The following is a 19,816-nucleotide window of genomic DNA, read 5'->3' on the forward strand; positions in this document are numbered from 1 at the left end:
TCACTCAGGGTTATTGATAGCGATAGAGCACGCTTGGCTCGGCGCTGAATTGCGAAAAAGGAAACGGCTCCGCAGATACCGCTGTCACGCCGCGATCAAGAAACTGCGGCACAATGCTGCTGCCCGTTTGGGCATAGACCACCAGCGGAATCGAGCGCGCCCGCACCCGCTCCAAAATGCGATCAAATGAGCCATTGCTCAAGGTCATGCCGGTTGCAATCACCACATCAGCAGCGTCAAGCGCTGGCTCCATGGTTTTGCTCACTGGTTCGCCCCATTGGGTCTGAAGAAGGTTGAAATCGCAGGGTAAACACACGCCACCTTGCTCGTGAATCGCTTGCACCAGTGGATTAACCACCCCAATCAGGGCAACCTGTTGGCATGGCTCGATCTTCAGCAAGCTCACAATCGCTCGATCACGAGCTAAAGCACGATCTTGCGGGGTGCCAAGTGGCAGTTGCCATGGCGTAGCACGGATTGCATCACGATGCGGCTCGACGCTGCCGAAGTAGGCATCAAGCGCAGCAATGCGCACCGGCAAACGCGGATCATTCAGCAGCGTTGCTAGCGAAGCTCCTGCTAAATCTTCAGCAACCAGCGCTGGGAGATCATCACGCTCAACACAGCAAGCGCCAAACGCCGCCCCTGATCGCAGCAGCAAATAGTAGTTGCGATACAGCTGGGTTGTACCCGGAAAATTGGTACTTTGGGCAATCCACATTGCTCCCGTAGCAAATAGCTCTGCTGGATCAACTGCATACTCGCCACGCAGAACTGCTGCGATCAATTCGTCAACGCTGGCCGCAGCGCTAGATTTTGGCTTAGCCATTGCTAGCAACCTCCAAACTTGGCTGCTCGGCAAATTCAAATTCCAGCAAGGCCGCCGCTTGGCTAGCAAATGCCCGGGCTTGCAAGCCATCAGCATCAACCGCAACCACATGGCCCAAATAACAAGCATTATCGATTGGCTGATCAATTGTGCTGCCTGTGGTAGCGCTGAGCGTCCAGCGCGCAACATGCGGCGCGTTGGCGAGCGCAGTTTGGCCATGAATCGCCTGCAATGTGCCAGCCTGTTTTGGCACCAAAAACTGAATTGCTGCACTGGCAATGCCTGTTGCGCGTGGCTGCACGTTTGGCCGTTGCCCAAGCGCTAGCTCAATGGTCGCATTCAACAGATTGATCCCACTAACGCGATCAACCAATTCGGCGATGTAATTGCCGCCAACGCGCGGATTGATCTCGACAATCCGTGGGCCAGCGGGAGTGAGCTTAACTTCGGTATGACTGATGCCATGATCAAAGCCCACCGCGTTGAGCGCAGCCCGCACAAGCTCAATAATCGCCATTTGATCGTCTTCGCTCAGGGCAGCCGGAAACATATGGCTCTCTTCGATAAAATATGGCTCGCCAGTGAGGCCCTTATCGGTAATCCCAAGGATGCTGGTTTCGCCAGCAAACGTACACGCTTCAACGCTAACTTCTGGGCCATGCATATAGGCTTCGAGCAAAACCGTGCGCTCGCGGGGCTGATCGCGGAAGTTGCGCTCAAACCCAGCGAGCATCGCATAGCTTTCGTGCAGCTCTGCTTCGTTGCGCACCAAACGCACATAGGCACTCGAGGCCAAATCAGTCGGCTTAATCACCAGCGGATAGCCAATCGTTAGCGCTGCTGCTTGCGCTTCGCTCCACGAGTTCACCAGTTGATAAGCGGGATTAGCCAAGCCAGCCACATCAAGCGCTTGACGCAACAGAGCTTTATTGCGAATGCTGCTCACGCTACTCGGAAATGAACATGGCAAATCAAGTGCAGCAGCCACTTGGCGCGCAGTGTCGATGTAATAATCGCAAATCGTCAGCACGCCATCAAAATGCAGCAAGCGATGTTGCTCCCGCAGAAAATCGATCAGCGCCGCTTCGTCATTGGTTTCGGTCGTAAGCAGATGTTGGGCATAAGCCAACACTGGATGACTGGCTGGTGGCGTAGCGTAATGCTCGCGCCGCCGCGTCACAAAACTATAGCTATGGCCTAGTGCCGTAATGGCCGCTGGCAAAATCTGGCCCGTTCCCCCGACCCAACTCTCTAGCATCAACAGATGCCCCATCGCACGCCCCCTACAGCTACACCATAATAATACTGAGTCTCAATAAGGCTTGATAATAATACTTAGTCTCAATAATTTGTCAAGCGTGGGTGCAGTTGGTTGAAGCTAGCAAAGGTTGGGTGGCACACAAAAACCGCAGCAAGGCTGCGGTTTCATGCGCTGAAGAATCATTACTTGTTGCAAGCATACACTTGCAGTGTTTTCAGCTAGGTTATTAGCTCGTAAACCACGGTTGCTGCAAAGGCCTATTCTCGCTCAAACGATGCATCAATTTGCAATACACGACTATTTTCTGAGACCGTTCGTACTGCATGATCGGTTGCGCCTTCTGGCAAATCGGCATGAATATCCAAGGTAATCGTAATAGTAGCGCCATGAATCCCGGCCAAATGTTGGACGATTGCCTCTGCAATTGTATTAACTTCTGAGACCATTTTGGCTGGCGATAAGCGCTTTGTCCCAAAGAATCGGCGCACCCGTGGAACTCGTGGCTGCTGCGAGGTTGACCCAGCCCCAGGCTCACTCGCAGGATGATAGGGTGTCGGAATTTCACTCAGTGATTGTTGCCCACTAGTTACTGGCTCGATGACAGATTCGGTTGCAGCTGCTTCTGCAGCAAATTGAGCTGCCGCCGCAGCTGCTTCGACCACAACCGCATCGCCGTAAGGCTGTACCGTTACATGGGTTGCCGCCTGAAGATTAATATAACGGCCTGTTGCCGCATCCCAGCGATCCGCATAGCCAAAGGTTTCTGTTGCCCAGCGTTGGTTGGCGACACCTTGGGCGATCGCTTGAAGCAAAACATTACTTTGTTTAAGTCGTGGCAAATACAGATATTGGGCAAAATAATCGATTAGTTGCTTGACCGCCACATGCTGATCACGCCATAACGGAATCCGGTTGAGTTCAAGCACCAAAGTTGTGCCTGCATAGTGGGTCGTCAAAGCTCCATCATTCACCAATTTTCGGGAAGCTCTGATCGCCAAATCGGGGCCTGCTTGGAGCCGGGCATCGTGCCATTCAATTGGGCCACGCGGCTCTTGGGTAGGTACAAACAACCAGATATAGGTCTCTCCAATGCGCGCGTTTACTGCCTCTTCGGCAGCCTTACGCTTGGCTTCCACTTGGATAATTTGGGAAGGGTTGAGATCCAGCGTGGTCTTATCTGCCTCAATCGATTGCCACGCCAGCACTTGGCGGACTGCAAGCTCTAGCTCTTTCATGCGGGTACTATCAGCAGCTAAAAAGACCAGCGTATTGCGATAGATGCGCGGACTATTGCCACGTAGATCAAGGATCTGGGCCGCCTCTTGGCGGGCTGGCGATTCTGGATCACGGCTTGTATGAACCAACCCTGGATGCAGGATAATTAACCGTGCTTCGCGTTCATCGGGAATATCGCTTGCTGGGCTAGCCACATACACCGCTTCAAACTCGCCGCGATTGCGTTGTTCGCGTTTGAGGCGTTGAATAATTTCATGATGCACACTATCAATCGAGCATTGCTCGCTCCGATCCTGCGCTAATCGATTGAGGCTTGGTTGGGTTGCATACCAATAGCGTTGACCATCTAAATAGACGTGAGTCGCTTGGTCGGTTAAGCGCCGCAAGGCATCACCAAAAATCGCCGCATTCTCGCCTGGCTGGGTTACCGCTAATTTAATCGACCGATCATCAAGACCTTTATTGGTCATTTTACTGGTCGGCGCTGAGCCAAGAAAGATGCTGCGCGCCACGCGCCGCATGGCAGAGTAACGACCAAAATTAGGGTTTTCTTTATCAAGACGCAATGGCAAAGAATGTGGGCCATCAATATCTTTTTCAATTACTGGCAGCCATGGGTCGTCAAGATAATGCGTTAGTTCTGATTGAACCATAGCATCATCCATGGGAATGGTCGCGGGCATAATTAATAAACTGCGATCATCACGTGACCACAGCGCGTGAATCACCGCTGCCATAAAGCGCAAAACACCGCGCGTACGTTGAAACTTATCAAGCGTGGCCCAATCGTTATACAAGCGATCAAACAATTCTGGATGAATTGGGTAGGCTGCCTTGAGCCGTCGCTCATACTCAGCCTCACGAGTCATGGCAGGAAATTCAGCAGTTTGCTGTTGATATAATTCCATGAATTTTTTAATTACTGCGTCACGTGTTGCAAACAGATGTGGTTCGGTAATCGGCTGAAATAAGCGACGGCGCACAATTTCAAAGCCTTCTTCGGCACTCGCAGGCCGCCATGGCGATTCCACCCGACTAAAGGTGTTGCGCAGGCGGGTCAGTGCTTCGCGCCCACCATCACCACCAATTTCAATATCTGAGGCTGGTAATGAAGCTACAACTAAGATTTGGGGTACAGCTTTGGCCGCCTCAGTCAGAGTTTGGGCAAAGGTGAGGTTCGCATCAAACGAGCCAGCAGGCAAATCGGCCTTATGATACAACTGGCGAATAAAGGCAACCCATTCATCAATGAGAATCAGGCTTGGCCCAACCAGTTTGAAGAGTTCAACCAGAGTATTTGAGCCTGGGCTGACTCCATGACGATCAGATTCGGCAACAATCCGATAGCCCGCAGCCCCACCTAATTGCCAAGCCAGTTCGCCCCACAAGGTTGCCACCAGCGTGCCATCTGGTTTGGTATGGGCCATCGCTGGCGAAAGTGCCGTACCCACTAATACTGCCCGCCGCACGCTTGGCACATGCTCGACGTTGGCCGCACTCAGCACCGGCTCGATACCAACCAAATCACTCGCAGGGCTACCACCAACTAAATGATACAAGGCCAGCATTGAGTGGGTTTTGCCGCCACCAAAGTTGGTTTGGAGTTCAACAATTGGGTCGCCGCCTGTATTGGCTAAGCGCTTAAGCGCTGTGGTGAGTAAGGCGCGCAGGCCATCGGTGAGAAACGTGCGTTGATAAAATGCACGTGGGTCACGATATTCGTCGCTGCCTTCACCACGATAGACTTGGGCTAAGTCGGCAGCAAATTCTGCCTGTTGATAACTACCACGCGCTACATCGGGATGAGGAGTGATCACATCGCGCCATGCCGCCAAACCACCAGTTGGTTGACCTTCGATTGGGGCAACTGCTGCTTTCCGAACTTCTTGTTTAGCTTGCTCTTCAAAGCGTAAGCGCAAAACTTCTTGCTTATGCCGCTCAACCTCGGTCGCTTCTGGAGCTGAAATAGCTTGTAAGAGGCGTTGGATGCTGTCGAGTGTGCGGTAGGTATCATCCAAGCTGAAGGAATTTTGGTGTGCCCAGCGGTTACGAATATCGCGCAACTCACTCACTAAGCTGCGTTCGCTGTGCCCCAACACGCGCCGAAATACTTCGTTCCATTGTTCCCACATGATTTTTAGCAAGGCTTGGATATCAAGAAATGGCTCGTCATCCTGCCATTGCAAATCATGCATCCATTGTTGGGTGACGTTGGTGACCCAATATTTGCCATGGACAGCCATTAATTCGCGTTCGATAAACGGTTTTAGGCCTTGTTGCAGGGTTTCGAGGGCTTTCCCAACCCGATCACGGTTACTTAGGGCCATACGATCTTCTCCTAACCAGATGCTTCACGCGCAGGTTTAAAATCAGGACAGAGTTGTTCAATCCGAACAGCGTACTGGGCTAAGGCTTCGGCAATTCCAGCTTTGCCCCAATCGCTATCTACTGCATTGTAAATTGGCGGATGCTGCGGATCGGTAATAGCGACCGCCACAAACTTGCGATCCGATGGGTCGAAATTGGCCAACGCTGGGTCAGCGTGAGGAAATTCAGCAAATTGCTTATCGCCCAGTGGGGTTATCGCAATTTGGCGGCAATGCTTCGGGTTGCGTTGATTGGTAATGACCCAACGTAAAAAAGCATCACCCACCCCCGGTTGACCAGTAGGATTCAATTTATGTTTGTACTCATTCAAAATCTGCCATGCACTATCGATAACAATCATGCCGTCGGTTTGTAACTGGAGCAAAAAGCGCGTAGCAGCAATCACACACTGCGGTGAGGCATGGCTTGCCGCGCGGTTAGCCACCAGTGCCACATTCGTATCGACCAATGCTTCAAGTTGGCTCATTGGTTGCCCTCTGCGATTTGCCGCTCCATCGCCGCAATCGTCATCGCCGCTAAATCGCCCATCTCATCACCGAAAAAGTGCTCCGGCCAATTGTTGATGTTGCCATAGGTATCGACTTCGAGCGGTTTTAGCTGCGATGTGCCAGTTTTGTCGCTCTCGCAAAAATAGAGTGCAGTTTCTTGTGGGGTCAGTTTGGCTTCGGCAATTCGCCGTTGCAAACGCCGCAATAGGTGCTCACTATGGCTTTCGAGAATCACTTGCACCCCACGCTGGCTGGTTTCGATCAGAATATCGGCCAGCCCAGCCTGTACCGCTGGATGCAGGTGAATTTCAGGCTGCTCTAAAATTAAAATGGCGTTTTTTGCAGCACTCGCACAGAGCACTAACACAGGCAGCACTTGAGATACTCCAAAGCCAACTTCGGTCAATAATACTTCGGTTGATTCGGCATGCAAGCGGACCCGTACTTCAAATTCGCGCCGTTCTGGAGCAATACGATGTAATTCAAATGATTGGATCAACCCCAATTGTTGCAGCCAAAGCGCAACCTTCTTGGTTGTTCGTTGAAATTGATGATGTCGATGATAATCTGCTAGCAAGACTTGAATTGCATTTTCGCCTCGATTGCCAAGGCTATGGCGTTCACCGCCCCAGCGATAAATCCGGGCGGGAAATTCACGTAAAGGCCCGAGATAATTAACGTGAAACATTAATTGCGTGAATGATGCTCCTAGTTCATGCAGGTAGCGCAGCTTTTGATATGCTCCTGATTGATAAAGCTCCATCGGAAACTCATGAAACCGACGGGGACTTGCAAAATGTTTATGATACAGCTCGGGATCTTTTGAACGATAGCCATCACTTTCAAATCGATACCCTCGATCAGCATCGCGCAACATTGCAAATCGATACTCTTTGTTGCGCTGAGCAAAAAGATATTCAACCGTTTGAATTTCAATTGTATTCTCGGCAAGTTGAATTTGACTATGCAACTTAAACGATTCCACATCTGAGCGGCCACGGCTACCAGGAACAGGTGTTGAAATATGAGAATTGTGCCATGTAAGATTAAAATCGAGCACTTGCGGTTGGATATGCTGATACATAACATCGGCGAGCAACCCTAAATCTGTATACGGGCCTTCAAGATTAAGGATCAACTGACGATCTTGCGACTCAACAGTCTGTTTCAGCATCAGCAAAAAGTGTAGTAGCGAGGTTTTGCCGGAGCTATTCGCGCCGAAAAAGCCGGTAATCGGAGCAAAGCGAATGGTGCCTGTATCACGCCACGATTTGAAGTTTTGAATCCGTAGTTGCTCAATCATCGCGCGTTCTCCTCGAATGAACCAACAAGCTCAGCGACCCGTTGGCGAATGGCCGCCCGCAGCGTATTGGTTACGCCAACCGATGATTGTAGGTTGGTCGTCCAAGCAATTAGGCGAACGTTGCCAAAGGCCATGCTTTCAAAAAACTGAGTCGTGACGCTGCGATCGCTCACTGGTGCTGCGGCTGGCACAAACTGTAAGCCATAGGCTTCGGCCAAGGCATTCATCACCCCACGCCCATTAATTAGGCCTAAGCGAATCTGCTCGTGCTGCAATTGCTGGGCCAAAAAATCGCGATCAGCCGCAATCAGGCTGGCCCGCGTCGCTGGAGCTAAGTTACGCCAAATTGGATCAGTCGCCCATTGCACTAAATCAAGGTGGCATGCGCTGCCTGCATAATATGAAGCCCCGCATCCTTGCACAATCGCTTCCAGTTGATCAAACCAGCGCCGATAGGGGTTGCGCTGAAAATAGCCGACACAGCCAGCATACACCGCTTGAAGTTGGCTAGCATCTGCATCGGCCAGCGTGGCAAGGCCCAAACTGGCGAGCGTCACCAAGCGCTGCTCAGTACCCGCCAGCAAGTGGCCATGGCGGTTGAGAAATTCGTTTTTACTCGGATTCAGGCCGATTGTCGCAACCGTTGCTTGGCGCATGGCTCCAAATGCCAGCACCGGAGTCGAACCAGCAACAACCATCCCCGCAACGGGATACGGGCGTTGCAGGCGTTCGCGCAAATAGGCGGGGAGTGGTTGTTGCATCGGTACTCCTTAGAATAGGCTAGTTTGGCTTGCTTGGCCTTGCTGGTTGGCGGCAAGTTTGCGTAGCTCCGGCCATGCAATCACCAACGTGTTATAGGCAAATCCTTCTTGGGTCAAACCTTTACGATCACTCGTGTTATAGAGCCGATAGGCCAGATCGCGGGCAATTTCGGCCAGATCGCTAGGCAATTCGGCCAACAGCGCTGCCGCTTTTTCTTCGCCTTGCATCACCGCGCGACACAGATGCTGAGTGATTTCCCAAACGGTCAAGCGCCGATCAGTGCCTGGATGCCAATCAGTTGGATATTCGTCGCGGCTAAGTAAACGCACTTTGCCTGCTTTGGCCTCTAAAATACCAGCCTCAACCAAGCCTTCAATTGCGGTATTTTTGGCTTTCGAGAGCGTTTCGGCAATGCCATATGAATTGGCGGTTAACCCAAATTGATCGAACCATGCCACGGCCCAACGAGTTTCTGCATCGTATTCGTTATCTTGCTCGGCAAGCACTTCGTCAAGCTCTTTGTTGATCAGTTGGAGCGCGGTACGCACGCGCATCGGCTGGCCATCTGGCTCTAAAACGGCGCTGTAGCGCGAAAAAACCGCCATGCCCGGGCCAATTGCTGCTTGGGCCAAATCGACTGGAGCGATATTCCCTTGCTGTAAATCGCGCAAAGCCTGGGGCAACTCGCGGCGCAAGGCCGCCAAAAAGGCATTGCGGGTCACGCGTTGAGCATCAGCCGCCCGTGGCCGACAGACCAAGACAATCGACGATGCTAAGGCGTTTGTGCCACTAGCGACCATGCGATTGCTCAGTTCACTACGCATCGGCCATGTGCCATTGATCGTCCAGCCGCTGGAAATCATGCCTTCGAGCATGGTTTCCCAACCAGTTGAGGCAGTGGTTAAATCGCCATCGTCGTCGTCGGTTTCTGCTTGCTTGAAGGCATAATACACCGTCAAAGGGAAATCAGGGTGCTGAATATGGTTTAATCGTTCAAAAACTTGGCGAAAGCCTTGCTCAAAAAACTCCTTGGCTTGTTGTTTGCTGCCACCAAAACGATGAGGTAGTGCCACCAACTCTGGCGCTTTCGGCGTTTGTAAGGTGCTAAAGAGATCTGGGTATATTGATGCTAGCGAGCGTTTTAGCCAAATATAGAAGAAATCAGAAAGATCAGCATAGCCAATATTATCATAGTACGGTGGATCGGTTGATACCAATGTTTTTACCGAAGTCAAGTGTGAATCCATTGCATTTTCATGAGTGACTTTATTCTTTAGAGTAAAAATTAAGTTATTAATAACCTTATATATCCAATCAACACAAGATAAGAAATTACCTGTTGAATCACTAAAAGGATTAGCTTCAGCATAATCCCAAGTCATTGGGATTGCCTGCCGAGCAAATGTATTTCGGATTTTTGTATATCCTACATCCCAACTACAAATAGTTGACCCTCGATCTGCGCTACGATCAACGGCAAATCCTAAATATAAACTAATGGAATCTGCATATAAATTTGGATCAGCTAAATCACTTTCAGTACAATCACTAAGAGCTTTTTTATGCACATCAGCCACTAGATCAGCAAAGGTAGTTAATGTAAGTAACTGCCGATCTGTGAACAAATCACCAAATGTTGTTAACCCATACAGCGGCGTAAACAATGAGCGTCGATCATCACTGATTGGGGTTTCTGGTTTCCATGTAGGCATAGCCGAGGCTGCAATAGTTTCATGGCTCTCATTGGCTGGCAAATAGATTCGGCCTTGTTTACTTTCGGCAACAATCGCCATCAATTGAGCCTGCATCCGGCCAGCCACACCCTCCTGTTTAATGTGTAGTCCCTCAGCAATTTGTTGGCAAACTAAACAGCGAAACTGCGCCCCACGGCCAACTTTGGGTGATGCAGGAACCTCTTTTTTGTTTGTAGTTATGTCAAATTTAACGGTTTTCGCCACATGGTCGATAACTGGTTTTAGCCAAACTTCTTTGCCCTTTTTGGTAGAAAGCTCAAAGGCTCGCACCAACGGCATCATCGCACCACAAACGGGGTTGGGGCATTTAACAGTGCGTGCCCAGAGCCAAGCAATCACGGTTGCTTCGCCGCCGCCGTGTTCTTTGGGCAACGTGACCTTGGGGTAGAGGTGACCAATTCGTTCAAAGGCTTGTTGGCGCATCCACTCGCCATAGTAGCGCACATCCTCGGCCAAGCCTGCTGCGCCGCGCCACTCTTTGACTGCCATCTGCTTGCCATCGCTGGGGTGAATTGGTGGTTGGTTGGCAAACATGGGCGGAATTTCAATCAAAGCCTTATTGATCAACACCGCAACCGGGTTCAAATCTGAGGCATGGGCTTCTAAGCCTAAACGTTGGGCTTCCAAGGGGATTGATCCTCCACCAGCGAACGGATCGAGCACAGGCGGCGGATTACCGTTGGTTGAGCGCAAAATTTCGGCATGGGCTTCGGCCAACACTTTCGGATTGGTGCTATTTTCCCACAGCACTAAACGCTCAATGATGCCAAATAAACGCAAGCGCTCTGCATGTTGTTGTTCTTCAGTAGGAAACTGCTCAGGCAAACTTGATGGATCATCGACTAACGAAGCAAAGAGCACTGCTCGGCATGCAGCTAAGGGGCGGCGTGCCCACCACAAATGCAAGGTTGACGGGTGACCATGGCGAATCGACTTTTCACGAGCAGCGGCAGCATTAATTGCGTCGAGCGGCAAGGCCACCTCGATCAACTTCTTACGGGTTGTCATTCTGGTATGCATCCTTGGCAAGCCACCCTGCAACGGAAAACACGGTTGCGAACTGGCTGAGTATGCCTTGCATTATACCCAAAAATCTATGGCTATGGGTGATGGGCTGTTCTCTGCCTAAGGCCACTAGCCTGTAGCTATGATTTGTCTGCGCCGCTGCATTAAAATCTCGATCTGCTTTGTCCGAATTCCACGAAAGAGCTGTTTTTCGCCACAGATTGGCACAGATTGATGCGCTTATGTTGCCAGCGCCTGAACCCTGATACCTTATCCCCGATCCCCAACGCCATATGTTCTATGTTCTATGTGTCTAGTTCATTCGGTTGGCAACCATGGTTCATTCCCTCACCCCCGGCCCCTCTGCTTTCAAGGGTAGGTTTTTAGGCATTTGGTAGTAGCGTGGGGCATGCCCTCACCCCCCAGCCCCCTCTCCCACTGAACGCGGGCGAGGGGGAGCCGACCATTGTTCGCCAAGGAATTGCGGGAGAACCAGCGCGTTAAAGCCCCTCGCCCGCACCACGGGCTTTCAAGGGTAGGTTGTTAAAAAGTGTGGTGGTCAAACATGCCCTCACCCCCAGCCCCCTCTCCCACTGAACGCGGGCGAGGGGGAGCACCGGTTTTTACCAATGCAGTGCGCAAGAACCACCGCGTTAAAGCCCCGCTCCCACTGGACGCGGGCGAGGGGAGCACCGGTTTTTACCAATGCAGTGCGCAAGAACCACCGCGTTAAAGACCCTCGCCCGCCACGTGGGAGAGGGGTTGGGGTGCTGGCATCAGGCGGTGGTTAACCTGATGTACCAGTACATCTATGTTTCTATGTTCTATGTTCTATTTTGACTTCTGCCTTTTGCTTTTTCAGAATGCTTCATCGAACTCCTGATGGGCTTGATCCCACAGCGTTTGCCAACGATAGCTACGGCTTGTTTCGGCAAAATCGCGATCTTGGTTAAAAAAGGGCGCGAGGTAGCGCACCGCACAAGCTTGGTGCAATGCGCTTGGGACATCGACTAAAGCTAAGCGCCAAGAGCTACTGGTGTTCAAGGCTGCCAAGACCTCATTGCGGGTGAGCGATAATTCGCTACTATTGGTACGGCCCTTGACCTCGAAAAAGCGGGTTGGCAAATGCGGATGGGTTGCCAACACATCATAGCCGCGCTTCTCGTGGCTCACATCGACTGGTTCATAGCCATGGCTGCGCACGTGCTGCATCACTGCCGCCATCGCCCGTAATTCAACCTGGCGATTATGGTCAGCGGTATCGATTGCAAGCTGGGGCTGTGGCTCGTGTTGCAGCAACCAGCCAGTTGGCACGACCATAATCTGACAGAGAATACTTGGCGGACTGGGATTTAACTGCGCCTCTTGATCGAGCAGGGCATTACGCTGGGTCAAGCGTTGTTCCAATTCGGTTACTCGTTGCCGCGCTTTAAGCGAATTAACTTTGGGGTTGCGGCCACGGCGTTCTTCTGCTTCCAAGGCTACTGAACGCTGATCCCAATAGAAAATTTCCTTGGTCAAACGCTCATGGACTGCCCGCCGCACGCGCTGAATGCGTTGCTGGGTTGTGGCTTGCATCTGGGCGAGATGCTCTTGCAGCAAATGCTGAATCGCATACATGCGTGCTGCTTGCTCGGTGGCATGGTCGAGCTGCCACGATGCTTGAGCAACCAACGCCTGTTCTTGAGGCGTGAGCGCGCGATAATCGAGATACGGCGCACTGCCTGCATGGCGAATTGCGCCATTTTCGCTAATTTCAACAAACTGAATTCGGCGCGAAACCACATCGTGTCGCCCATTACGAATTGCGTGATCAAACACAAACAAGACTCGTGGCACAAGCCCCAAATCGGTTGGGTCTACCAAAACCCCGCCTTGATGCAACAGATCACGATGCTTGTGTAAGAGTAAATTTAATGTGCTATCTAAGAGCGGATGCCCAGGCGTAATGAGTGTTGCATCAAGCCGTTGGTGCTGAACAAAATTCTTTTCAAAGGTAATCCGTGCATACTGCTGGGCCAGCGCAGCGCGCTGAGTAGCTTGCGCTTCGTTGCGAATTGGCTGCGGCACATGCATAACCTCAAGCCGCCCTTGCTCGCGTTCGCGTAATGAGCCACCAAGCTGCTGGAAAGCTGCGCGAAAAAAGGCAGCAATAAAGTGCGGCTGTAAGCGTTGGGCGGCAGCTTGTTCCATCTCCTCGCGCACATTCTGCACCAACTGCTGATCAAAAACATCGCTGGTGAGGGCGCGCTCTTGCAACAACGCTTGCAAATGTTGGCGATCAAGTGCCATATCCACCGCTCGATCAAGCCGCTCGCGCACAGCTGGCTGGTCGCCATAGCGAATTGCTTCGAGCAAAAGTTCGCGCAGCGGCTGTTGATCAAACGATAATTTACCCAACACATTAAAGACCTGCCCGCCAAGTGCACTTCGTTCAGTTGCCAATTTACTAAGAAGCCGCTCATAGACCGCACCTTCGCGGGTGTTGGCAGCCACCAAATTCCAGACATGGCACACCTCACGCTGGCCAATCCGGTGAATACGGCCAAAGCGCTGCTCCAAGCGATTGGGATTCCATGGCAAATCGTAATTAATCATGAGGTGAGCACGCTGTAAATTAATCCCTTCGCCAGCAGCATCGGTTGCCACTAAAACCACCACATCCGGATGTTCGCGAAAAGCAGCTTCGTTGGCCAAGCGTTCTGCCCGCGACACGCCGCCATGGATGGCAACGACCGCCTCGGGTCGACCAAGCAACCCACGAATCCGCTCGACCAAATAGCTTAAGGTATCGCGGTGCTCGGTAAAGACCACCAATTTATGCATGCGGCCATGCTCATCGCGCAGTTCGGTGTTGGTCTGAAGCAATTGCGACACTTGATCCCATTTGGTATCGCCTTGGCGGTTTAGGAGCGCTGCGGCTTGCTGCTCCAATTCGCCCAAGCGTTCAATTTCGCGTTGCAGTTCAGTAATCGTTTGGGCCGCACTGGCTTGATCAACTAAGGCATCTGCTTGCGCCTCTTGTTCATCGCCAGCCAAATCATCAAGCTCAGCTGCATCAAGCAGCTGGCTGGAATCCCAATCAAGCGTTGTTTGCTGCAGATCGGCGCGCTGGCTCAGATGGTCTTGCAAGCGGCGTTGCAAGCGTTCACGTCGCCGCCGCAACGACTGATAGACAGCTGCTGGCGATGAAGCCAAGCGGCGTTGGAGAATTGTTAGGGCAAAGCCAACAGTGGTTTTACGGCCACCATTGGCTAAGGCATCAGCCCGATCAAATTCTTGGCGCACATAGGTCGTAATATCGTCGTAGAGCAAGGCTTCTGCAGCAGATAATTGGTAGGAGACAGTCGTGGCAATCCGTTCAGGAAATAAGGGCGTTCCATCAAAGCGCAATAATTGTTCTTTGACTAAGCGCCGCATCAAATCCGAGGTATCCACGGTATGCACGCCAGTCCGAAAGCGGCCTTCGAAGCGATCGGCATCGAGCAAGGCAAGAAAAAGTTGAAAATCCTCTTCTTTACCATTATGCGGAGTTGCGGTGAGCAAAAGAAAGTGACGGGTTTGGCTGGATAATAAGCGTCCTAACTCATAGCGCTTAGTAAACGACACATCGCCACTAAAGAATGATGCTGCCATCTTATGGGCCTCATCAACGATCACCAAATCCCAATCGCACTGCTGAAGCTCGCGCTGCATGGATTCATTACGGCTCAGATGGTCTAAGCGGGCGAGAACAAAAGGTTGTTCCTGAAACCACAGCGGGTTCTGGTCAAACGCATCGCGAGTCAAAATTCGAAAATGTAACTGAAAGCGCTGTTCCAATTCATCCTGCCACTGCTCGACCAAACTCCCAGGGGTAACAATCAAACAGCGCTTAACATCCTCGCGCAGCATTAATTCTTTAATCAACAAGCCAGCCATAATTGTCTTGCCAGCGCCGGGGTCGTCGGCCAAAATATAGCGCAAGGGTTGGCGCGGCACCATTTCTGTATAGACCGCGGTAATTTGATGCGGCAATGGCTCAACTTGCGAAACATGGACGGCCAAGCGTGAGTCAAACAAATAGGCTAATTTGATGCGTTGGGCCTCAAGGACCAACCGAAGCAGATTGCCATCAAGGGCTGGGTTCCAAGTAGTTGGCCGAGCAACATGGGTTAAGGTACGTGCTTGGTCGCGAAAGAGAATTGTTTCGTGGAGCTGGCCATCGGCTGTGCGATAAGAAATATGCGCAGCCTGTGCTGATGGGATGTAATCGACCGAAACCAGCGTCACTGCTTGGGTTGGGATAATACCAAGCACCTGCATATCCTTGGCTAAATCGTCAAACGCTAACATACATATGGCTCCAATTCAATCCTACAACCACAGCTCCATGAACAACTAGCTTTCAAATTCAGATTTGATTGTATCGTTCAGAGTTAACGCTTTATGATTTTAGCCGAAACATCGAGAGCGTAAACGACGATTCGGTTAATGATGAGCGAATAAGCTGCTCATTATAGTTAAACGTTAGCTCGTTAAGATGCCAGTTTGAGATGAAGGCCCCTTCGATTGGCCCGTTTGGATTAGCTTTCACATAGCCCGACAAAAGCCGGGCAACATAGGTTGAAAGACTATAGCGGCTGCCACTGCCTTGGCCACCAATAGGATGGCCTAAATTTGCTACATCATCAGGATGGCGCTGGGCAAAGGCAATCGCAATTTGATAGGCGGTCAAAAATGGCCGCCCCAGATGATGTTCAGCAGCAGCATCAGGAACAGCAGCAAGAATAGCGTGCAATTTTGGAATAATGTCATGCGTTTCGCTATAACTCATCATAATCTCCATCAATCTGAACTACAATGGTTGTTATGCTTGCCAAAAATCCTCATTATCAATCGATCTTTCTTCAATGACCGATTATAGCATTCAGCATGGCAACTGCTGGGTTAACCGAATTTTTTGCTGGAACATGCTAACAATCTCGGATGTTTTATGTACTACAAGCAGCTGCTTTCTCGATCGTAGATTAAGGATGGTTTCGATGAACTATGTGTTTGTACTTTTGCTGGCAGTTGTACTGCTTCAGGGATGTGATTCGACACCACAATCTAGTATTCCCCAAGAGTCTGTGCTAGCGACCGCGACGATAATGCAGGCCAACCTGCTACCATCGGCAACGCCAGTTCGTGCCACGCTGGCCCAACCAACGCCGACTGAGGAGGAGTGGTATGAATATCGTGGTTGCGAAACATTAGACCACCCCGTCTATCCCCAGCGACTGCTGTATCCTGACTATCGTGATCTGACTCAGACCGAGACTCCCACTGATCTAGCGGCTATCCGGCACACGACATTTAGCAGTTCCGCGCCATCAGCGACGATCTTGGCATGGTATCGCGAACAAGCCCTTGCTGCTGCTTGGCAGGAAGAGCAATTTAGTGCAACAACGAGCAGGTATGTTTACACAGCAAACGCAGTCTGTGGCCCTGCATTTGGGATGACAATTACCATTACGGACGATGATGCTGGTTCTAAGGTAAGCATCACTCGCGAAATATCTGGCCCATTTTCAGTAAAGAATTGGCCCCAAGATTAAATCGATGAGACCATCCGCTTTCAGTAAAGAATTGGCCCCAAGATTAAATCGATGAGACCATGCGCGCTCGTACACAAGCGCGCATGGCCTCAGGTTAGGACGGTCGGACGTTGGAGCATCCGGCTAATTCGCGGTTGAGAGCATAACAGCATCTGCGCCAGCAGGCAGACGCATTGGACTCGCAGCATCGGTGACTGCCCGCCAGATGGCTTCGGCCACGTCGAGCGATCGGGTGCGCGGTTGTGCACGGCGGGCAGCCATGGCCTCGGTAACACCCTGTGCAAATTCGGCGTAGGCTTCGGGAACACCAAGACCCTGCGTGCGCATAGCGGTCTGTGCATTCTGGCCAAATGCGGTTTCCGGCGAACTCCCGGGTAGCACCAATCGTACCCGCACGCCAAATGGTTCAAGCTCCAAGGCGAGCGACTCGCTGAATGCGTTGAGCGCCGCTTTACTTGCAGTGTATACAGCGAGCATTGGGAGCGGCATGAGCGTCGTACTGGAAGAGACGTTTACAATGACTCCGCCCTGCTGCTGACGGAACTGAGGCAGGAAGGCCTGAGTCACGGCCATCGCGCCGAACGTGTTGGTCTCGAACGTGGCGCGGATTGTCTCCATCGGAGTGCTCTCGACAATGCCGAGCAGACCAACGCCAGCGTTATTGACCAGCACATCGATTGGCCCAGCGGCTTCCACCGTGGCGCGAATGCTCGCTGGATCGGTGACATCAAGCGCGAGGATGCGCAAATGCTCGGACGCTGGCAACACGTCGGCGTTTGGTATTCGCATCGTGGCAATGACCTTCCAGCCGCGCTCGAGAAAGCTACGTGCGGTTTCGAGGCCGAATCCGGTCGAGCATCCTGTGATTAAGATCGTGTTCATGGTGACTCCTCATTGAAAGATTATGTTGTGAGTATAGCCAGCACCGCCTGGACGTGCTACACTAGAACGTCCACATTTCATTGGTAGGAGTCCAAGAATGATTGATCCGCTTGCAGAGGTTGTCACGCTGCTTCAGCCGAGTGCCCCGTTCTCAAAGCTGGTAAGTGGCGCAGGGTCGTGGATTGTGCGACGGACGGAGGTTGGCAGGCCCTTTTACTGCGCCATCCTTGCGGGGACGATTCTGCTTACCGTCGATGGCTGCCCCCCGCTGCTCCTCGAACAGGGTGATTTCGTACTGATCCCGTCAGCATTCGACTTCACTGTATCGAGTGTTGGCCCAGCACCACAGGAATACGCCAGCAGACACGTTGTATTGCCCAACGGCGAAATCCGCCATGGTGTGGCAAGTGGCCCGCCTGATGTGCGCATGGTGGTGGGCTACTGTGTCTTCGATTCCCCAGATGCCCGCCTGCTTGTCTCGCTACTCCCGCAACTTGTGCATGTTCGCCACGAGCGCCGACTCTCCATCCTTATGGAGCTTGTCCAAGAAGAGGCGCGCGAACAAAGATCTGCGCGTGAGGTTATTCTTGCCCGTCTGCTTGAAGTGCTGCTTATTGAAGCTTTGCGCTCAACGGCAGGAACCGCAGCCTCACCAAGCCTGCTACGTGGGTTGGCCGATGAGCGACTGGCGATTGCCCTGCGACGGATGCATGAGCAACCGACCAAGGCGTGGACGGTGGCGGAGCTGGCAAACGAGGCGGCGCTCGGGCGTTCGACCTTCTTTGAGCGCTTCCGGCACGCAGTCGGCGTAACGCCAATGGAATACTTGCTCAACTGGCGGATAGCGCTGGCGAAAAACATCTTGCGTGATAAGAACGTAAGTGTTGCCGCCGTCGCCGAGCAAGTTGGCTACAGCTCCGCGAGCACCTTCAGCGTTGCCTTTACGCGGCACGTTGGGGTTCCGCCAACCCAGTATGCACGAGAGCAGGCGCTACGCCAAGCCTGATTACTGTAAAGTTCTCATAGACAACAGTCTGGACAAAATGTTGTTGATTAATGCCGATCGTCAGGAAGCTTCGTTCGCGATGCCAGTGGTTACAAGAGGAATTAAAATAATGATCCAAAAAAACAATGTACCAGCGCAGACTGCCACCGTATCAATCGTTTGAACAAATAGGCTGGAGTTATATAATGAATAGCTCATCGCCACCTAAAGCGCCAAACTCGTTCATCGATAGCATTAAGCGACTAATTGGCATTTGCTTGATTGGGATGTTTTTTGTCTTTGCATGCCAAGACCCTAATAATACAATTTTTTCGTTGACAATGCCTGATATTCGTGTTGCCCGCACTATTCCGACGGCGGCCTATCGGCTTTATACGTGGGACAAAGGATTACAGCTAATTATCGTCGCAGATGGCCCTACAATGCAGAAAACCTGTACGAAACCGATTATCGATCAGCAGAAAGTCTATCAGTGCCAGCTTCGGTTTGGAGATGGCACGCTGGTGACATCAACGATTTGGGTTGAGTCGGATCGCAGTAAAGAGTCCGGTTGGATAGAAATAAATGGTAAGCGTTATTCGATCGCTGACCACGGGTATGTCATGCGCATTCGAACTGCTGACCCGCAAACAGAGATCACGCGCTTCAGCGCACGTTTCCGGTTTTTTCGCTCGGCAACGAAGCCCAAATCCTAGAGACATGGTTGGCAAGCGACCCCGAGTTTGCCTCGATCACAGCGGCATTTGCTGCTAAACGCTAAGGTTCGCTAGCAAGCATGGCCAATCCAATATCGATTTCGAAAATATTATGTCAAATGAAATTCCCTAAAACTAGCTTGCTGGCTCTAAGAGTGGGATGCGTAATTGCTCGGCTAAAGCAACCACGGTTTCATCAAGGTTATCAATGGTGGGGTAGCCTTCTGGCGTAAAGTCGATTGGAATGAAGCTACTTTGGTGTTTGCCATCATTGGCAGTTCCGGTCACGATAATACCGGTGATGCGCTGGTTGCCATTGGCAAGATGTTCGACCTTGGCTTGGGCATCAAGTTCACTATAGCGCCCAAGATCCCAGGTAATATCATCAAAACGTGAGCGCAACAGGGTTTCCAGCTGAACAACGATGCCATTATAAACCTCAGCAATATTCGTATCTGAACTCATAATTCGCTCCTTTAAGCTATTTGATTGTTCAGTTCTAGCGTAAGATAGGAGCAAGAATTAGGCCGAAAAGCAGTAGCTTGTTCAGTATATATTCTGTTTTGCAGAATATTCTATCTTATATTCGTTAACAAATGTTTGTTTTTTGGCAATAGCTTGCAACCGT

At 51.5% G+C, this 19,816-nt stretch carries 14 protein-coding genes; 3 read left to right on the forward strand and 11 right to left on the reverse strand.

The window, feature by feature from the left end; translation table 11 throughout:
• Positions 1-10 precede the first annotated feature (10 nt).
• The 9 genes from ACFMKP_RS22875 to ACFMKP_RS22915 form a co-directional block, all read right to left on the reverse strand.
• The gene (locus ACFMKP_RS22875; protein ID WP_382295610.1) at positions 11-829 is read right to left on the reverse strand and encodes a Rossmann-like domain-containing protein; all 819 of its coding nucleotides are present in this window, start codon (positions 827-829) and stop codon (positions 11-13) included.
• Positions 822-2,087: an ATP-grasp domain-containing protein gene (locus ACFMKP_RS22880; protein ID WP_382295612.1), complete on the reverse strand. Its 1,266-nt coding sequence runs from the start codon at positions 2,085-2,087 to the stop codon at positions 822-824. The genes ACFMKP_RS22875 and ACFMKP_RS22880 overlap by 8 nt, the downstream gene beginning before the upstream one ends.
• Before the next feature lie 260 nt (positions 2,088-2,347).
• The gene (locus ACFMKP_RS22885; RefSeq protein ID WP_382295615.1) at positions 2,348-5,653 is read right to left on the reverse strand and encodes a Swt1 family HEPN domain-containing protein; all 3,306 of its coding nucleotides are present in this window, start codon (positions 5,651-5,653) and stop codon (positions 2,348-2,350) included.
• An 11-nt stretch (positions 5,654-5,664) separates the two neighbouring features.
• Positions 5,665-6,180 (reverse strand): hypothetical protein, encoded by a 516-nt coding sequence (locus ACFMKP_RS22890; protein WP_382295618.1) that lies wholly within the window; start codon positions 6,178-6,180, stop codon positions 5,665-5,667.
• Positions 6,177-7,505, reverse strand: coding sequence for a DUF3696 domain-containing protein (locus ACFMKP_RS22895; RefSeq protein WP_382295619.1), 1,329 nt, complete (start codon positions 7,503-7,505; stop codon positions 6,177-6,179). The genes ACFMKP_RS22890 and ACFMKP_RS22895 overlap by 4 nt, the downstream gene beginning before the upstream one ends.
• Positions 7,502-8,266 (reverse strand): hypothetical protein, encoded by a 765-nt coding sequence (locus ACFMKP_RS22900; protein WP_382295621.1) that lies wholly within the window; start codon positions 8,264-8,266, stop codon positions 7,502-7,504. The genes ACFMKP_RS22895 and ACFMKP_RS22900 overlap by 4 nt, the downstream gene beginning before the upstream one ends.
• A gap of 9 nt (positions 8,267-8,275) precedes the next feature.
• Positions 8,276-11,029, reverse strand: coding sequence for a DUF1156 domain-containing protein (locus ACFMKP_RS22905; RefSeq protein ID WP_382295624.1), 2,754 nt, complete (start codon positions 11,027-11,029; stop codon positions 8,276-8,278).
• Between the two features lie 855 nt (positions 11,030-11,884).
• Positions 11,885-15,361: a helicase-related protein gene (locus ACFMKP_RS22910; protein ID WP_382295627.1), complete on the reverse strand. Its 3,477-nt coding sequence runs from the start codon at positions 15,359-15,361 to the stop codon at positions 11,885-11,887.
• A 91-nt stretch (positions 15,362-15,452) separates the two neighbouring features.
• Positions 15,453-15,845, reverse strand: a complete 393-nt coding sequence (locus ACFMKP_RS22915) for a hypothetical protein (RefSeq protein WP_382295629.1) — start codon at positions 15,843-15,845, stop codon at positions 15,453-15,455.
• A 205-nt stretch (positions 15,846-16,050) separates the two neighbouring features.
• Here ACFMKP_RS22915 and ACFMKP_RS22920 point away from each other — a divergent pair, with 205 nt between their 5' ends.
• Entirely contained in the window at positions 16,051-16,605 is a 555-nt protein-coding gene (locus tag ACFMKP_RS22920) for a hypothetical protein (RefSeq protein ID WP_382295632.1), read from the forward strand.
• Between the two features lie 123 nt (positions 16,606-16,728).
• Here ACFMKP_RS22920 and ACFMKP_RS22925 read toward each other — a convergent pair whose 3' ends face one another.
• Entirely contained in the window at positions 16,729-17,487 is a 759-nt protein-coding gene (locus ACFMKP_RS22925; protein ID WP_382295635.1) for an SDR family oxidoreductase, read from the reverse strand.
• 97 nt (positions 17,488-17,584) lie between these two features.
• Here ACFMKP_RS22925 and ACFMKP_RS22930 point away from each other — a divergent pair, with 97 nt between their 5' ends.
• Both ACFMKP_RS22930 and ACFMKP_RS22935 read left to right on the forward strand, forming a co-directional pair.
• Positions 17,585-18,493 carry a cupin domain-containing protein gene (locus ACFMKP_RS22930; protein WP_382295637.1) on the forward strand — a complete coding sequence of 303 codons (909 nt, stop codon included), beginning with the start codon at positions 17,585-17,587 and terminating at the stop codon, positions 18,491-18,493.
• Between the two features lie 185 nt (positions 18,494-18,678).
• Positions 18,679-19,188 carry a hypothetical protein gene (locus ACFMKP_RS22935; RefSeq protein WP_382295640.1) on the forward strand — a complete coding sequence of 170 codons (510 nt, stop codon included), beginning with the start codon at positions 18,679-18,681 and terminating at the stop codon, positions 19,186-19,188.
• Positions 19,189-19,323: 135 nt separating this feature from the next.
• On the opposite strand, the gene ACFMKP_RS22940 is transcribed toward ACFMKP_RS22935, so the two are convergent.
• On the reverse strand, positions 19,324-19,653 hold the full coding sequence (locus ACFMKP_RS22940) for a hypothetical protein (RefSeq protein ID WP_382295643.1): 330 nt from the start codon (positions 19,651-19,653) through the stop codon (positions 19,324-19,326).
• Between the last annotated feature and the right edge of the window lie 163 nt (positions 19,654-19,816).

This window comes from Herpetosiphon sp. NSE202, assembly GCF_042688385.1.
Taxonomy (GTDB): Bacteria; Chloroflexota; Chloroflexia; order Chloroflexales; family Herpetosiphonaceae; genus Herpetosiphon.

Excerpts from the sequence above, each read along its gene's own strand:
- ACFMKP_RS22900 (WP_382295621.1), bottom strand. The coding sequence starts at position 8,266 with ATGCAACAACCACTCCCCGCCTATTTGCGCGAACGCCTGCAACGCCCG.
- ACFMKP_RS22890 (WP_382295618.1), bottom strand. The coding sequence starts at position 6,180 with ATGAGCCAACTTGAAGCATTGGTCGATACGAATGTGGCACTGGTGGCT.
- ACFMKP_RS22925 (WP_382295635.1), bottom strand. The coding sequence starts at position 17,487 with ATGAACACGATCTTAATCACAGGATGCTCGACCGGATTCGGCCTCGAA.
- ACFMKP_RS22920 (WP_382295632.1), top strand. The coding sequence starts at position 16,051 with ATGAACTATGTGTTTGTACTTTTGCTGGCAGTTGTACTGCTTCAGGGA.
- ACFMKP_RS22915 (WP_382295629.1), bottom strand. The coding sequence starts at position 15,845 with ATGATGAGTTATAGCGAAACGCATGACATTATTCCAAAATTGCACGCT.
- ACFMKP_RS22905 (WP_382295624.1), bottom strand. The coding sequence starts at position 11,029 with ATGACAACCCGTAAGAAGTTGATCGAGGTGGCCTTGCCGCTCGACGCA.
- ACFMKP_RS22875 (WP_382295610.1), bottom strand. The coding sequence starts at position 829 with ATGGCTAAGCCAAAATCTAGCGCTGCGGCCAGCGTTGACGAATTGATC.
- ACFMKP_RS22910 (WP_382295627.1), bottom strand. The coding sequence starts at position 15,361 with ATGTTAGCGTTTGACGATTTAGCCAAGGATATGCAGGTGCTTGGTATT.
- ACFMKP_RS22885 (WP_382295615.1), bottom strand. The coding sequence starts at position 5,653 with ATGGCCCTAAGTAACCGTGATCGGGTTGGGAAAGCCCTCGAAACCCTG.
- ACFMKP_RS22930 (WP_382295637.1), top strand. The coding sequence starts at position 17,585 with ATGATTGATCCGCTTGCAGAGGTTGTCACGCTGCTTCAGCCGAGTGCC.
- ACFMKP_RS22880 (WP_382295612.1), bottom strand. The coding sequence starts at position 2,087 with ATGCTAGAGAGTTGGGTCGGGGGAACGGGCCAGATTTTGCCAGCGGCC.
- ACFMKP_RS22895 (WP_382295619.1), bottom strand. The coding sequence starts at position 7,505 with ATGATTGAGCAACTACGGATTCAAAACTTCAAATCGTGGCGTGATACA.
- ACFMKP_RS22935 (WP_382295640.1), top strand. The coding sequence starts at position 18,679 with ATGAATAGCTCATCGCCACCTAAAGCGCCAAACTCGTTCATCGATAGC.
- ACFMKP_RS22940 (WP_382295643.1), bottom strand. The coding sequence starts at position 19,653 with ATGAGTTCAGATACGAATATTGCTGAGGTTTATAATGGCATCGTTGTT.